Here is a 14,478-nt window from a genome sequence, read left to right as displayed (position 1 = left end):
CTAGCGGCGCGCCAGCTCATGACGGACACATTGCTCGTAGTAGGTCTGCTTGACCGCCGCGGGTTTAAGACGCGAAGCGCTGTTGTAGGTCTGCTCGGTAATGCCCAGGGCGGTCATGCGCATCCAGGGCCGGGAAAACTTGCGCACCTGCAGCTTCTTGCGTGCGCCGTACAGGCTGACGCCAGACAGCTTCGACGCCTGCGCCCCCGCCGCGATGTCCGAACCCCAGCGGCACACTGACTGCTGGTTCTGCGTCAGCGCCCTGGCCTGGGCCTCGAGCGAGACGGCGGCCAAGAGAAACGTCGCTACGACCCACATAGAAATACGCATAGGTTTGTCGCCCAACTTTCTGAAAGGAAAGAAGTTTGCCTCTCTGCAGATGAGCAAGGGGCCAGCATTTGCAGGCCATTCTCGAATCCGCATGCAACCCATTGTGGCGAGGGAGCTTGCTCCCGCTGGGCCGCGCAGCGGCCCCCCTGTATTTGCCTGACACACCGAGTCTGTCATGGCTTTTTTGGGGCCGCTTCGCAGCCCAGCGGGAGCAAGCTCCCTCGCCACGGGGACGGCTTGCTTTCGCCATCTGCGACATTCGTCCACAAGTGACGCGCCAAACTAGAAACAAGCAGAAGAAATTATCTCAATCAATTGAAATTAAAGGTTTTAGTTAACATTACGAATCGCCTTCGCTTCCTCCAACAACTGCTGGATCACCTGCTCCTGCTCACCATAACGCCCTTCGCCAAAATGGCTGTAGCGCACCTGCCCCTTGGCATCGATGAAGTAATGGGCCGGCCAGTATTGATTGTTGAAGGCGCGCCAGATCGCGTACTGATTGTCGATCGCCACCGGATAGTGGATGTCCAGCTTGCGCACCTGCTCGCGGACGTTGTCGATGATCTTCTCGTAGCCGTATTCCGGGGTGTGGACACCGATCACCACCAGCCCATCCTTTTCATACTTTTTCGCCCAGTCGTTCACATAGGGCAAGGTGTGCTGGCAGTTGATGCAGTCGTAGGTCCAGAAGTCCACCAGCACCACCTTGCCCCGCAGCGACTCGCTGCTCAGCGGCGGCGAGTTCAGCCATTGCACCGCGCCGTCCAGCGCAGGCATGGCGCCCTGGGCGTCGAGGGTCGGCATGGCACTGGCGCCGGCCTTGCTCACCACGTAGTCGATGGCCTTGGGCACGTTCTCCAGCAGGCTTTTTTCCAGGCTGGTGGACTGTTGGGAGGAAGTCGCCGCCAACAAGCGGTCATCCGCCCCAGTGCCAATCGCCAAGGCCGCCAGTAACACCGCCAGCCCCGTGCCACGGCGCAGCCAGGTGGTCATCGGCAGCGAGAGCTTCAGGCGCCCGACCAGACCACGCCCGGCCAGGATCAGCGTGCCCAGGGACAAGGCACTGCCCAGGCCGTAAGCGAGCAGCAACAGGCTGGTTTGCGCGCTGGCGCCTTGCAGCATGGCGCCGGTCAGGATCACCCCGAGTATGGGCCCGGCGCACGGTGCCCAGAGCAACCCGGTTGCAACGCCGATCAGCACCGAGCCCACCGGCCCGGCCATCCGCCCGGCCCCAGCGTCCAGGCGATTGCCCAAGTTGACCAGCGGCCGCGCCAGCCAGATACCAACCCGGCTGAAGATCAACGACAGGGCGAACACCCCCATCACCACCAACGCGACTTGCCGACCGACGCTGCTGGCGCGCACCACCCATTCGCTGCTGACCACCGCCAGGCTGGAGACCAGGGCGAACGTCAACACCATGCCGCCGAGGGTCAGCAGCACCGAGCTGCGGGAGCGATTGGCCCGGGCGAACAGAAACGGCACCACCGGAAGAATGCAGGGGCTGAGGATCGTCAGGATCCCGCCGAGAAAAGCGATCAAAAGCATGGCAACACCTCAAAATAAAAAGCCTACATAGCCCCTGTGGCGAGGGAGCTTGCTCCCGCTGGGCTGCGCAGCAGCCCCCCGTATTTGCCTGACACACCGAGTTTGTCACGGCTTTTTTGGGGCCGCTTCGCAGCCCAGCGGGAGCAAGCTCCCTCGCCACAAAAGCAGGTCAGTTCTGGTTGCTGCAGTGATCGGAAAACTTGCGGTAGTCCAGCGCCTGCTGGTGGCCTGCCGAATCCAGGTAGGTCATGTGGGCGTTGACCACGCCGCAGGTCGGCTCGGTGTCTTCGGTGAGGGAAAGCACCTTCTGGATGTCCAGGTGGCTGCCGTAGGTGTAGGTGTGCGGTTGCACGTTGCTTTCGGCCCGGGCCGACAGGGTGCAGATGTTCAGGGCGGCAAAAAGGCAGGCGGCGTAGACGGCTTTGGTGTTCATGGCGATTCCTCGATTCAATGGGGTTTTATCTGCCGAGGCCTGTTGTGTGCCTCGATGGATGCCATTGAATGCCCCGCAGGTATCGCGTCTGTATCGAGCCCGGTGGCTTTTTGCATCGCTGTGTATCCGTCAGGCGCCAGATACACTGCAATACAAACCGCCGCGAGCCGGGCTGGCCGGGGCCTGTAGACTGCTCACAACGAAACGCCGAGGAGCGGGACACCATGGATCATGTCGATCACGTGCTGATAGTGGATGACGATCGCGAGATCAGAGAGCTGGTTGGCAACTACCTGAAGAAGAATGGCCTGCGCACCACCGTTGTCGCCGATGGCCGGCAGATGCGCGCCTTCCTGGAAACCACCCCGGTGGACCTGATCGTGCTGGACATCATGATGCCCGGCGATGACGGCCTGGTGCTGTGCCGGGAACTGCGTGCCGGCAAGCACAAGGCCACGCCGGTGCTGATGCTCACCGCCCGCAACGACGAAACCGACCGCATCATCGGCCTCGAAATGGGCGCCGACGATTACCTGGTCAAGCCGTTCGCCGCCCGTGAGCTGCTGGCGCGGATCAACGCCGTGCTGCGCCGTACCCGCATGTTGCCGCCCAACCTGGTGGTCACCGAAAGCGGTCGCCTGCTGGCGTTCGGACGCTGGCGCCTGGACACCACCGCCCGCCACCTGCTGGACACCGACGGCACCATGGTTGCCTTGAGCGGCGCCGAGTATCGGTTGTTGCGGGTGTTCCTCGATCATCCGCAACGGGTACTCAACCGCGACCAGTTGCTTAACCTCACCCAGGGCCGGGACGCCGACCTGTTCGATCGCTCCATCGATCTACTGGTCAGCCGCCTGCGCCAGCGCCTGCTGGACGACGCCCGGGAACCGGCCTACATCAAGACCGTGCGCAGCGAAGGCTACGTGTTCTCGCTGCCGGTGGAGATCCTCGAGGCGTCGGTATGAACCTGCCGCTGCGCTGGCCACGGACCCTGGCCTCGAGGCTGTCGCTGATCTTCCTGATCGGCCTGATCCTGGCCCAGGGCCTGTCTTTCGGCGTCCAGTACTACGAGCGCTACCAGAGCGCCAAGTCGACCATGCTCGGCAACCTGGAGACCGACGTCTCGACCTCCGTGGCGATTCTCGACCGCCTGCCTGCCGCCGAACGCCAGGCCTGGCTGCCGAAACTCGCCCGGCGCAACTATGGCTATTTGCTCGACGAAGGCCAGCCCGGCCAACCGATGGACTTGGCCGACGCGCCGATCTCGGTCAGTTCGATCCAGGAAGCCATCGGCCAGGCCTATGGCCTGACCTTCAAGCAGATTCCCGGGCCGAACATGCATTACCAGGCGCACCTGCGCCTGGGGGACGGCAGCCCGCTGACCATCGACGTACGCCCGGCAATGGCGCCCCTCTCCCCTTGGCTGCCAATGGTGTTGCTGGGGCAGTTGGCCCTGTTGATCGGCTGCACCTGGCTGGCCGTGCGCATCGCCGTAGGTCCCTTGACCCGACTGGCCCAGGCGGTGGAAACCCTCGACCCGAACGCCCATAGCGTGCGCCTGGACGAAAAAGGCCCGACCGAAGTGGTGCATGCGGCCAAGGCCTTTAATGCCATGCAGGACCGGATCGCCGCCTACCTCAAGGAGCGCATGCAGTTGCTGGCGGCGATTTCCCATGATTTGCAGACCCCCATCACGCGCATGAAGCTGCGCGCTGAATTCATGGACGAAGGGATCGAAAGGGACAAATTGTGGAGTGACTTGAGCGAAATGGAGCACTTGGTGCGTGAAGGCGTGGCCTGTGCCCGCAGCATCCACGGCGCCACCGAGGCCAGTTGCCGGATCAGCCTGGATGCGTTCCTCGACAGCCTGGTGTTCGACTACCAGGACACCGGCAAGGACGTGCAACTGTCCGGCAAAAACGCCGCCGTCATCGACACCCGTCCCCATGCCCTGCGGCGGGTACTGATCAACCTGGTGGACAACGCCTTGAAATTCGGCGGCGCAGCGCAGATCCAGGTGCAACCGGCCGACAACGGGCAATTGGCGATCCAGGTACTGGACCGTGGCCCCGGGATCAGCGAGCAGGAACTTGCCGAAGTGCTCAAGCCGTTCTACCGGGTGGAAAGCTCGCGCAACCGGGAGACCGGCGGCACCGGCCTGGGCTTGGCCATCGCCCAGCAACTGGCGATCGCCATGGGTGGCTCACTGACCCTGAGCAACCGCGACGGCGGCGGCCTCTGCGCCGAGCTGCGCCTGGCGTTCACAAGCTGACACAACCCCTGTGGGAGCGGGCTTGCTCGCGAAAGCGGGGCATCAGCCAGCATCCATTCAACTGACCTGACGCCTTCGCGAGCAGGCTCGCTCCCACACTGTTCTGTGGCGTTGCAAATAGGGGTGTCTTACCCAAACTCCCCCTGTGGGAGCGGGCTTGCTCGCGAAAGCGGGGCATCAGCCAGCATCCATTCAACTGACCTGACGCCTTCGCGAGCAAGCCCGCTCCCACACTGTTCTGTGGCGTTGCAAATAGGGTGCCTTACCCAAACTCCCCCTGTGGGAGCGAGCCTGCTCGCGATAGCGGTGTGTCAGCCAGCATCATTCAACTGACCTGACGCCTTCGCGAGCAGGCTCGCTCCCACACTGTTCTGTGACGTTGCAAATAGGGATGCCTTACCCAAATTCCCCTGTGGGCCTGCTCGCGATAGCGGTTTGTATACCAGTGTGTCTGCGGATGATCGGCATACACGAACTTGCACAATGCTGCGCCGCGGACACACCCCGCTTACACCGGCTTGAAAGACTCCCTCCCATCCCCGGCGACTATCACGACCGGGCCCTCGACATCCAAGGAGTCTTCCCATGCCTACCCCTATCGCATCCCCCTTTCGTTACCAAGGCTGGTCGCTGTTCAGCCTGCTCGCCGCCCTGGTGCTGTTGATGACCGGGTTGATCCTGATACTCAACCCGGACCTGACCGAAGGCGTGCGCAGCGCCATTCGCGCCACGGCTCGTTCGTCGTTCATCCTGTTCCTGCTGGCCTTCACCGCCTCGGCATTCGCGGTGCTGGTGCCCTCGCCCCTGAGCCGGGCGCTGGTGCGTGAACGGCGCTTCATCGGACTGGCCTTTGCCTTTTCCCACCTGGTCCACGCCGTGCTGATTTACACCTACGGCCAGCTCAATACCGAGTTCTGGCCCGGCCGCACCACCCTCGGCAACGTGCCCGGCACCGTGGGCTATGTGTTCATCCTGCTGCTGGCGCTGACCTCGTTCAAAAGCACCACGCGCCTGATCGGTTTCAAGGCCTGGAAGCGCCTGCATGTCACCGGCATGTGGGTGCTGGCGGCGATCTTTGCCTATTCCAACTTCAAACGCATCCCCATGAGCGACTGGTACGTGCTGCCCTTCGGCCTGATCTGCGCCGCCACCGCCGTCCGCCTGGTGGGCAAGCTGGCCCAGGCCACCCAGCGTCGCCAACGGCCGCAACACGCGGCTTGAGACCAGGGAGATCGATCATGTACGCAAATACCTTGAAAACACTGCATACGCCGCTGGAGAACCTCGGGGCATGGCTGGCGCCGCTGGGCCTGCGCCTGTTCCTGACCTGGGAGTTCTTCGAATCCGGCCTGGAGAAATGGAACGGCGCGAACTGGTTCGCCGAGATCCAGTCTGCCTTCCCGTTCCCGTTCAACCATGTACCGGCCCAATGGAACTGGGAACTGGCGATGTGGGCCGAGCTGATCGGTGCCATTGCCCTGTTGATCGGCTTGGGTACTCGCCTCTCGGCCCTGGTGCTGATCGTCGTCACCGTGGTGGCGACCGCTGCCGTGCACTGGCCGGCGGACTGGTCGAGCTTGAGCGAACTGGCCCAGGGTTATGCGATTACCAACAAGGGACACGGCAACTTCAAGCTGCCGCTGATCTACCTGGTGGCCTTGCTGCCGTTGCTGTTGCAAGGGGCTGGGAAGTTGAGTGTGGATGCGGTGCTGAGGGCAGGCCTGCATCGCCGAAACAAGGCCTGACAAAAAACCTTGTGGGAGCGAACTTGCTGTGGGAGCAAGGCTTGCCCGCGATACAGACGACTCGGTCAATCAGTCAGACCGAGGGGGACCCATCGCGAGCAAGCTTTGCTCCCACAGCAGGGCCGCACAGGGGTTAGCATTTCAATGGCAGATTACAACGCTACGCCAACAACCCCTTCCTCCTGCATCCGCCGCAACAGCGCCACGGCGTTGTCCATGAATTCTGCCGAATCCACCCCCGCCTCCCGCGCCAACGCCAGCAACTGCCCTCGCCCCGTCAACCCTGGATAGGCCTCGATGCGCTCCAAAAGCCGCCAGGCCAACGGGCTGAGTTCGGAGAAACGCACCTCGAAACCAGGCGTTCGCCGCACCAGCAGCAGCGTCGGTTGCGCCGGTGGTGCCGAGGGCTGATAACTCGGCGCCAGGCGATGCACCGGCCATTGGTACGCCAGCGGCCAGGCCAAGGGCGAGACTCGCAGCGGCGAGCCGAGCAAGGACGTCTCGTCATGGGACGGCAACGGCTCGGCCTCGGATTGCAGCAGCGCCATCTCGACCCACTCGTAGTGCGCCAGCTCCGCCACGAACGGCGGCCAGTCCGGCGAAGGATGGTCTGCAAGGTAGCCAACGAATTCCTCGGCGATTTCACCGAACTTGGGCGTGGTACAGCGATGTTCACGCAGGAATCGGCGCACGCAGGCACGCCAGGGGTGCTGTCCCAGCAGGTTTACCAACACGGGAAAGGTGCCGCTGAGCAGCGCACGCATGTTCTCGAAGATCAGGTCGCGATACACCTGGGCCCGCGCCGCGTCCATGCCGGACGGGATCGGGCAGTGATCCGGGTCGCGCAGGTAGCTGGTCAGCGCTTGTTGCTGCTGATGCAGCGTCTGCCGGGCCTCAGCCATGGCTCACCGCCTGCCAGGTGCCGGCCTGGTGCTGTAACTGGCGAATCGTCTGCAGTTCGGCCACCAGGGCGGCGTAAGGCGGGAAGTTGAAGTCCCGTTCGAGCAAGGTCGGCTGTACGCCGAAACGTGCATAAGCCTCGGCCAGCAGCGCCCAGACCACCGGCTTGACGGGCGCGCCATGGCTGTCGATTTTCAGCGTGTCGGACTCGTCATAGTGCCCGGCCACATGCATCGCGACCACCCGCCCCGGCTCAAGACCCGCCAGGAATGCCTGGGGATCGAAGCCATGATTGACCGAGTTGACGTAGACGTTGTTGACGTCCAGCAACAGGTCGCAATCGGCTTCGCGCAACACCGCCCGGGTGAAATCCAGCTCGCTCATGTCCTGTTGGGGGGCGGCGTAATAAGAGACGTTTTCCACCGCCAGGCGGCGTCCCAGCACATCCTGGGCCTGGCGGATCCGCGTCGCCACGTGATGCACCGCTTCCTCGGTGAAGGGCAGCGGCAACAAGTCATACAAATGCCCCTCGTCGCCGCAGTAGCTCAAGTGCTCGCTGTACACCGGCACCTTGAAACGCTCGAGGAAAGCACGCACCTGGCCGAGAAACGCCAGGTCCAGCGGCACCGGCCCACCGAGGGACAACGACAGGCCGTGGCACGTCAACGGATAACGTTCGGCCAACGAATGCAAGGCGGCGCCATGGGGGCCGCCGATGCCGATCCAGTTTTCCGGAGCGACTTCAAGAAAGTCGAAATCCCCGGGCGGTGCCTGGCGCAGTTCAGCGAGCAAGGCCCGGCGCAGGCCGAGGCCTGCCGAGGGTTGGGGTAGATTCAACATGACACATCTCCTTGGAAAGCAAGAGATGAGGGGGGCGCAGCGAATGGTGCCAGTCGATCATCAAACTTGTGGCGAGGGGATTTATCCCCGCTGGGCTGCGCAGCAGCCCCAATGCAGCAGACTCAATCTTCCTAGCATACCGAGTCGGCAGGTTTCAGGGCTGCTTCGCAGCCCAGCGGGGATAAATCCCCTCGCCACATAGACAGCGCATGGCTCCTGTCTCATTGCAGCCATTCGCATACGCCCCTCACTCGTTAGAAGTCAGGACTCGATAGCCGCCCCGCACTTGCCTTCGCCACATTTGCCTTCCGCGGTCTTCGCCTGGGCCGACAGGTATTGCTTGGCTTCCGGCAACGAGATACCGCCGTCGTGGTTGGCGTCGATCTTGTCGAACTCAGCGGCTCGTTCCGGCGCGGCGGCGATGAATTCGTCGCGCGATACCTGGCCATCGTGGTTTTTATCGGTCTTGGCGAACTTGTCTTCGCCGCACTTGCCTTCGGCGGGTTTCTTCACCGTATCGGCGGCCGCCAGGGTGTAGCCCTGGGCCAGGTCGTTCATGGTCAAGGCCGAAGCCGCCGTGGAGAGACCCAGGCCACCGACCAAAGCCAGGCCAAGTGCAAGGGATGAATGACGGGAGAAGTTGAGCATGGGGTATTCCTCTGACGATTGACGATTAATCCGCCAGTCACCGGCACCGAGGCTCGGGGCCGGCTGGCTGGCGTAGTTAATCGACGGTGTGTATCCGGCCTGTGTCGCCGGCCCGGTGCTTCGTCAAGCAGATGTATCCGGGCCTGCGCGGTACACACTGCGATACACGCCGTCCCTCATCGCGGGCAAGCCTTGCTCCCACAGGGATCAGCTGTGAACAGCGTATTTTGAGTTCGAGCATCAACCCTGTGGGAGCAAGGCTTGCCCGCGATGTCGTTCGCCCTGACATTGCCAGGCCCAAGGCTGACGCCGCGCACCTGGTTGAAAAAATCGAAACCTTGGACGGCGTGCACCGGTCAAGTCCTGTATGAACGTCAACCGCTGCACGTCGCGCCGAGCGACCACAGCCCGAAACGAGGGACAGACATGAGCATGACCGTCGGTGATTTCCTGGTGGAACGTCTTTATGAATGGGGGGTTCGCCGTATCTATGGCTATCCGGGCGATGGCATCAACGGCGTGTTTGGCGCCTTGAACCGCGCCCAGGGAAAAATCCGCTTCATCCAGGCCCGCCACGAGGAAATGGCCGCGTTCATGGCCTGCGCCCACGCCAAGTTCACCGGCGAACTGGGGGTCTGCATCGCCACTTCCGGACCCGGCGCGTCCCACTTGGTGACCGGCCTCTACGATGCCCGAATGGATCACATGCCGGTGCTCGCCATCAGCGGCCAGCAGGCCCGCGCCGCGCTGGGCGGGCATTACCAGCAGGAACTGGACCTGGTGAGCCTGTTCAAGGACGTGGCCGGGGCGTTCGTGCAGCAAGCCAGCGTACCCGCCCAGGTGCGTCACCTGCTCGACCGCGCCGTACGCACGGCGGTGGGCGAACGCCGGGTCACGGCGCTGATCCTGCCGAACGACCTCCAGGACATGGAATACACCGCGCCGCGCCACAAGCACGGGACCGTTCACTCCGGCGTCGGCTACCGCAAACCCAGCGTCGTCCCCTACGAAGAGGACTTGCGCAAAGCCGCCGAGGTGCTCAATGCCGGCAAGAAAGTCGCCATCCTGGTCGGTGCCGGCGCGCTGCACGCCACCGACGAAGTCATCGCCATCGCCGAGAAACTCGGCGCCGGTGTGGCCAAGGCATTGCTGGGCAAGGCCGCCGTGCCCGATGACCTGCCCTGGGTCACCGGCACCATCGGCCTGCTTGGCACCGAGCCCAGCGACAACCTGATGGCCGGCTGCGACACGCTGCTGATGATCGGCTCCGGCTTCCCCTACGCCGAGTTCCTGCCCCCTGAAGGCCAGGCCCGGGGTGTGCAGATCGACATTCAAGCGGACATGCTCAGCCTGCGGTATCCCATGGAAGTCAGCCTGCACGGCGACAGCGTCGATACCTTGCGCGCCCTGCTGCCGCTGATCGAAGAAAAAACCGACCGCACCTGGCGCAAGAAAATCGAGCATTGGCGGGAACGCTGGGAGCGCACCCTGGAAAAACGCGCCTTGGTAGCCGCCAAACCGATCAACCCGCAGCGAGTCACCTTCGAGCTGTCGCCGCGACTGCCAGAGCACGCCATCATCACCTGCGATTCGGGCTCCTGCGCCAATTGGTACGCCCGCGACCTGAAGATCCGGCGCGGCATGATGTGTTCGCTGTCGGGTGGCCTGGCGTCGATGGGCGCCGCCGTGCCCTACGCCATCGCGGCGAAGTTCTGCCATCCGCAGCGCCCAGTGATCGCCCTGGTGGGCGATGGCGCCATGCAGATGAACAACATGGCCGAGCTGATCACCGTCGCCAAATACTGGCGCACCTGGGCCAACGGCACCTGGATCTGTGCGGTGTTCAACAATCGGGACTTGAACCAGGTGACATGGGAACAACGGGTGATGGAGGGCGATCCAAAATTCGAAGCCTCCCAGGACATTCCCGACGTGCCCTACCACCTGTTTGCCGAGTCCATTGGCTTGAAGGGCATCCTCGTGTTGCACGAAGACGACGTGGCCACGGCCTGGGAAACCGCGCTGGCGGCGGATCGTCCGGTGCTGATCGAATTTCGCACCGACCCCGACGTGCCGCCGCTGCCGCCGCATATCAAGCTGGAACAGGCCAAGAAGTTTGCCTCGACCCTGCTCCAGGGCGACCCGAACGAGCGAGGCATCGTGGTGGAGACCGCCAAGCAGGTATTGAGCAGCCTGCTGCCGGGCCATCGCACGGATAAAGAGTGAGGCGTGACACGATGCCCACCGTTGAGCTGCATCGTCGCTATGAAAGGTCCCTACTGCTGGCGTTCTGCGTGGTCTGGGGCTGGCTGGCCATCGCCCCCCTGAAACGCAGCGACTGGCTGGCGGAAAACCTGCCGGTGGTTGTGTTGCTGGTCGTGCTGGTGGCCGTTCATCGGCGATTCAGCTTTTCCCGGCTGTCCGCCACACTGCTATTCGTGTTTCTCTGCATCCATGAAATCGGCGCCCACTACAGCTACGCCAAGGTGCCCTACAACCAGTGGTGGCAGGCCTTGACCGGGGGCCCTTCGCTTGACCAGCTCATGGGGTTCCAACGCAACCAATTCGATCGGCTGGTGCATTTCAGCTATGGCCTGCTGCTGGCCTATCCGCTGCGGGAGGTTTTGCTGCGGGTAATGCCTGCAAAGGGGTTCACGGGCTATTTGCTGGCCTGGAGCCTGATCCTCGCGTCGTCGGCCATTTACGAGATCATTGAATGGTTGGGCGGTGCCTATATCGGCGGTGATACCGCCAAGGCCTTTGTCGGCGCCCAACGGGACCCGTGGGATTCACAGAAGGACATGGCCTTGGCCGCGCTTGCCGCGTTCATCGCCCTGCTGGCCGCCGCCGGGGTCAGCTACCTGCGCCAACGGGACGTCGCCCTCCAATGGGCATCCCGCTTCAAGGCCCGCACATGACAACAACGCAGTCTGTCGGCTGCTTCGTTAACACGACTAAGTAAATCAGCCCACCCGCCGATACAAGACAGGTGCGGGTGAAATCGCTTTTGGCTGATGACTTTTTTATGACTGAAAATGCTGGCAATGACTCGACTGTCCTTTCCCCGGGCTCGCCAACCCGTAGTTTCACCCGTCGCACGTTCCCGGCCATCATGCTCCTGCTGTTTGTCATGTCCGCACTGGCGATCGCCGTGCTGCTTAACATCACCGCGGCCCAGGACCGGCGCGCCCGCGAACAGAGCCTGTTTTTCGCCCAACGGGCCATCGAGGGCATCCGCACCGGCATCGGCCGCGACCTGAGCGACTATTCCAAGTGGAGCGACGCCTACCGGCACCTGCATGTCGACGTCGACAAGGAATGGGCCTATGACCAGGAAAACGTCGGCAGCAGCGTGTTTTCGCTCTATGGCTACCAGGCGGTGTTTGTCATTTCCCCGACCGGCAAGACCGTTTATTCGGTGATCGATGGCCAGATGAGCGAGGTCGATGCCGACACCTGGCTGACCGGCGACCTGCGAGCACTGCGGAACAAAGCCAGCACGGCGGAAAATCACGACGAAGTGGTCGTCGAGCTGCTGCACCACGACGACGCCCCGGCGTTTGTCGCCGTGTCCGCCATCACCACCGGCACGGACAACAGCGTGGCGCAAATTCCCGGCCCGCCCAGCCTGATGCTCTTCGTCAAGGTCCTGGACCCCGGCGCCCTGGAAAACCTGGCGCGGGACTTCGCCCTGCCCGACGCCCATATCGCCAGGACCCCGGGCCCCGCCAATACCGCCCAGTTGCTGCTCGACGATCTGACCCAAGAGGCCCTGGCGTGGCGACCGCAGACCCCGGGCCAGGATCTGCGCAAAGTCCTGCTGCCGTTGCTGGCCGTGGCGTTACTGGTGCTCGCGATCCTGGCCCTGGCCGTTCTGCGCCACGCCTTGACGATGCTGCGCGCCCAGGAAAGCCAATACGCCAGCCTGCTGGCCCACCGCAAGGCTTTGGAGCGCAGCGAAGAACGTTTCCGCGACATTGCCGAAGTCTCCTCCGACTGGTTGTGGGAGGTCGACTCGACCGGGACGCTGACCTACCTGTCGGAACGCTTCGAACAAGTGACCGGATTCAGCCCCACGGAATGGCTCGGCAAACCGCTGCATCGGCTGCTCCACCCCCATGGTGGCTCGATCTCGATTGCCCAATGGTTGCTCGGCGGCGCCAACAGCCTCTCTTCGGCACCGCTGCTGTGCGAGTACACCGCGCGCAACCAGCGCATCCGCACCTGCAAGCTGTCGGTACGGGCCATCGAAGCCGGCACCTTGGGTTTTCGCGGCACCGCCACGGATATCACCGACGAGTTGCGGGCGCTGGCCCAGATCAAGCACCTCTCCCTGCATGACCCGCTGACCGGGCTGGCCAACCGCAACCGTTTGTTCGATTGCCTTCGCGAACACCTGGATCGACCTGATCGCCCGCCCCTGGTGCTGCTGAACCTGGACATGGACCGATTCAAGCCGGTCAACGACTCCCTGGGCCATGCCGTGGGCGATAAAGTGCTCAGGGAAGTGGCGCATATCCTCCAGCAAAACGTCCGTGGCACCGATCTGGTGGCGCGCCTGGGCGGTGATGAGTTTGTCATTGTCATGCCCGATCCCGGCGATCCCGACGATCTCGATCAACTCTGTGCACGACTGATCGACTGCATGCAACGGCCCATGCACCTGGACGGCAACACGCTGTACCTGGGGGTGAGCATCGGCGTCGCCTGGTCGCAGCCCGGCGACGAACGGGCCGATGAGCTGTTGCGCCACGCCGACATCGCCTTGTATGCGGCCAAGGCGGCGGGCCGCAACACCTGGCGCGTGTATGTGGAAGCCATGGGCAACCTGGCCCGCGACCGGCGGCAATACGAGCAGCAACTGCGCAACGCCATGCAGCACGACCAACTGGAACTGCGCTACTTGCCTCGCTTCGACGTGATCGCCGAGCAACTGCACGGTTTCGAAGCCCAGATCTTCTGGCACCACCCCGAAAAGGGTGAGCTGGGTGGGGCCGACTTCATCCCCGTGGCCGAAACCTCGGGTCAGTTGGAAGAACTGGGTACCTGGGTCTTGATCAACGTCTGTGAAGAAGCCGTGACCTGGCCGAGCGATGTCAATGTCTCCCTCGCGGTTTCACCCCGGTGGTTCAACAGCAGCTTCCTGCTCAACCAGGTGCAGGAGGCGCTCGAAACGAGTGGCCTGGCGCCTCACCGGTTAACCTTGGAAGTGGCCGAAGGGGTGCTGCTGGCCGACCACAAGGCCGTCGCTGCCACCCTCCATGCGCTCAAGGATCTTGGGGTGCGGATCAACATCGATAAGTTCGGCACCAACATCGCCTCCCTGCGAGAGGTGCTGGACCAGCCGTTCGATGGCATCCGCTTCGATCGCAACATCCTCTCGCAGTTGGGCCTGGAGGACGACAAGGAAGGTGTCCTGGCGATGATCCGGTTGAGCCGCAGCGTCGGGCTCATGGTCACCGCCGAGGGTATAGAAAATGCCCGGCAATTCAGCCAATTGCGCAACGTGGCCTGCGACCATGTCCAAGGCCCCTACTTCGGCGCGGCACTGCCCCGCTCGGAAATGGCCTCGTTCTTCACTACGCCGAGGTGGCTGTAACCCGTCGCGCCACGGCTATCGCGAGCAGGCTCGCTCCCACAAAGGGGCCTGTGTCGTACCCAAACCTCAAGGCCACCCAATAACCCTGTGGGAGCGGGCTTGCTCGCGAAGGCGGTGGACCTGCTGGCATATATGTTGGCTGTGCCGCCGTCTTCGCGAG

At 63.1% G+C, this 14,478-nt stretch carries 13 protein-coding genes; 7 read left to right on the top strand and 6 right to left on the bottom strand.

What is annotated here, in order from left to right:
- The 3 genes from HU767_RS03900 to HU767_RS03890 form a co-directional block, all read right to left on the bottom strand.
- On the bottom strand, window positions 1–330 hold the full coding sequence (locus HU767_RS03900) for a hypothetical protein (protein WP_186728571.1): 330 nt from the start codon (window positions 328–330) through the stop codon (window positions 1–3).
- 330 nt (window positions 331–660) lie between these two features.
- Window positions 661–1,881 carry a cytochrome c biogenesis protein DipZ gene (locus tag HU767_RS03895; RefSeq protein WP_186704929.1) on the bottom strand — a complete coding sequence of 407 codons (1,221 nt, stop codon included), beginning with the start codon at window positions 1,879–1,881 and terminating at the stop codon, window positions 661–663.
- Window positions 1,882–2,050: 169 nt separating this feature from the next.
- Window positions 2,051–2,314: a DUF2790 domain-containing protein gene (locus HU767_RS03890; protein WP_186728570.1), complete on the bottom strand. Its 264-nt coding sequence runs from the start codon at window positions 2,312–2,314 to the stop codon at window positions 2,051–2,053.
- A 224-nt stretch (window positions 2,315–2,538) separates the two neighbouring features.
- On the opposite strand from HU767_RS03890, the gene HU767_RS03885 reads away from it, so the two are divergent.
- The 4 genes from HU767_RS03885 to HU767_RS03870 all read left to right on the top strand — a co-directional run bounded on the left by HU767_RS03885 (window position 2,539) and on the right by HU767_RS03870 (window position 6,331).
- Complete coding sequence (locus HU767_RS03885) at window positions 2,539–3,279, top strand: response regulator (protein WP_003202589.1); 741 nt, start codon at window positions 2,539–2,541, stop codon at window positions 3,277–3,279.
- Complete coding sequence (locus HU767_RS03880; protein ID WP_186728569.1) at window positions 3,276–4,586, top strand: ATP-binding protein; 1,311 nt, start codon at window positions 3,276–3,278, stop codon at window positions 4,584–4,586. Before HU767_RS03885 ends, HU767_RS03880 begins: the two co-directional genes overlap by 4 nt.
- Window positions 4,587–5,171: 585 nt before the next feature.
- Window positions 5,172–5,807, top strand: coding sequence for a ferric reductase-like transmembrane domain-containing protein (locus tag HU767_RS03875; protein ID WP_186704926.1), 636 nt, complete (start codon window positions 5,172–5,174; stop codon window positions 5,805–5,807).
- 17 nt (window positions 5,808–5,824) lie between these two features.
- Entirely contained in the window at window positions 5,825–6,331 is a 507-nt protein-coding gene (locus HU767_RS03870) for a DoxX family protein (RefSeq protein WP_186704925.1), read from the top strand.
- Between the two features lie 152 nt (window positions 6,332–6,483).
- Here HU767_RS03870 and HU767_RS03865 read toward each other — a convergent pair whose 3' ends face one another.
- The 3 genes from HU767_RS03865 to HU767_RS03855 all read right to left on the bottom strand — a co-directional run bounded on the left by HU767_RS03865 (window position 6,484) and on the right by HU767_RS03855 (window position 8,719).
- Window positions 6,484–7,233 (bottom strand): putative DNA-binding domain-containing protein, encoded by a 750-nt coding sequence (locus HU767_RS03865; RefSeq protein ID WP_186728568.1) that lies wholly within the window; start codon window positions 7,231–7,233, stop codon window positions 6,484–6,486.
- Entirely contained in the window at window positions 7,226–8,071 is an 846-nt protein-coding gene (locus HU767_RS03860) for a DUF692 domain-containing protein (protein ID WP_186728567.1), read from the bottom strand. Before HU767_RS03860 ends, HU767_RS03865 begins: the two co-directional genes overlap by 8 nt.
- 261 nt (window positions 8,072–8,332) lie before the next feature.
- Window positions 8,333–8,719 carry an EF-hand domain-containing protein gene (locus HU767_RS03855; RefSeq protein WP_072404447.1) on the bottom strand — a complete coding sequence of 129 codons (387 nt, stop codon included), beginning with the start codon at window positions 8,717–8,719 and terminating at the stop codon, window positions 8,333–8,335.
- A gap of 426 nt (window positions 8,720–9,145) precedes the next feature.
- Between HU767_RS03855 and HU767_RS03850 the strand changes: the two genes are divergently transcribed.
- The 3 genes from HU767_RS03850 to HU767_RS03840 all read left to right on the top strand — a co-directional run bounded on the left by HU767_RS03850 (window position 9,146) and on the right by HU767_RS03840 (window position 14,318).
- On the top strand, window positions 9,146–10,945 hold the full coding sequence (locus HU767_RS03850) for a thiamine pyrophosphate-requiring protein (RefSeq protein WP_186704922.1): 1,800 nt from the start codon (window positions 9,146–9,148) through the stop codon (window positions 10,943–10,945).
- A gap of 11 nt (window positions 10,946–10,956) precedes the next feature.
- The gene (locus HU767_RS03845) at window positions 10,957–11,637 is read left to right on the top strand and encodes a DUF2238 domain-containing protein (RefSeq protein WP_186728566.1); all 681 of its coding nucleotides are present in this window, start codon (window positions 10,957–10,959) and stop codon (window positions 11,635–11,637) included.
- 107 nt (window positions 11,638–11,744) lie between these two features.
- Window positions 11,745–14,318 carry an EAL domain-containing protein gene (locus HU767_RS03840; RefSeq protein ID WP_186728565.1) on the top strand — a complete coding sequence of 858 codons (2,574 nt, stop codon included), beginning with the start codon at window positions 11,745–11,747 and terminating at the stop codon, window positions 14,316–14,318.
- The last annotated feature ends 160 nt before the right edge of the window (window positions 14,319–14,478 follow it).

The sequence above is a fragment of the Pseudomonas sp. SWRI179 genome (assembly GCF_014268705.1).
Lineage (GTDB): Bacteria > Pseudomonadota > Gammaproteobacteria > Pseudomonadales > Pseudomonadaceae > Aquipseudomonas > Aquipseudomonas zanjanensis.
This window is presented reverse-complemented; position numbering and strand designations above follow the sequence as displayed.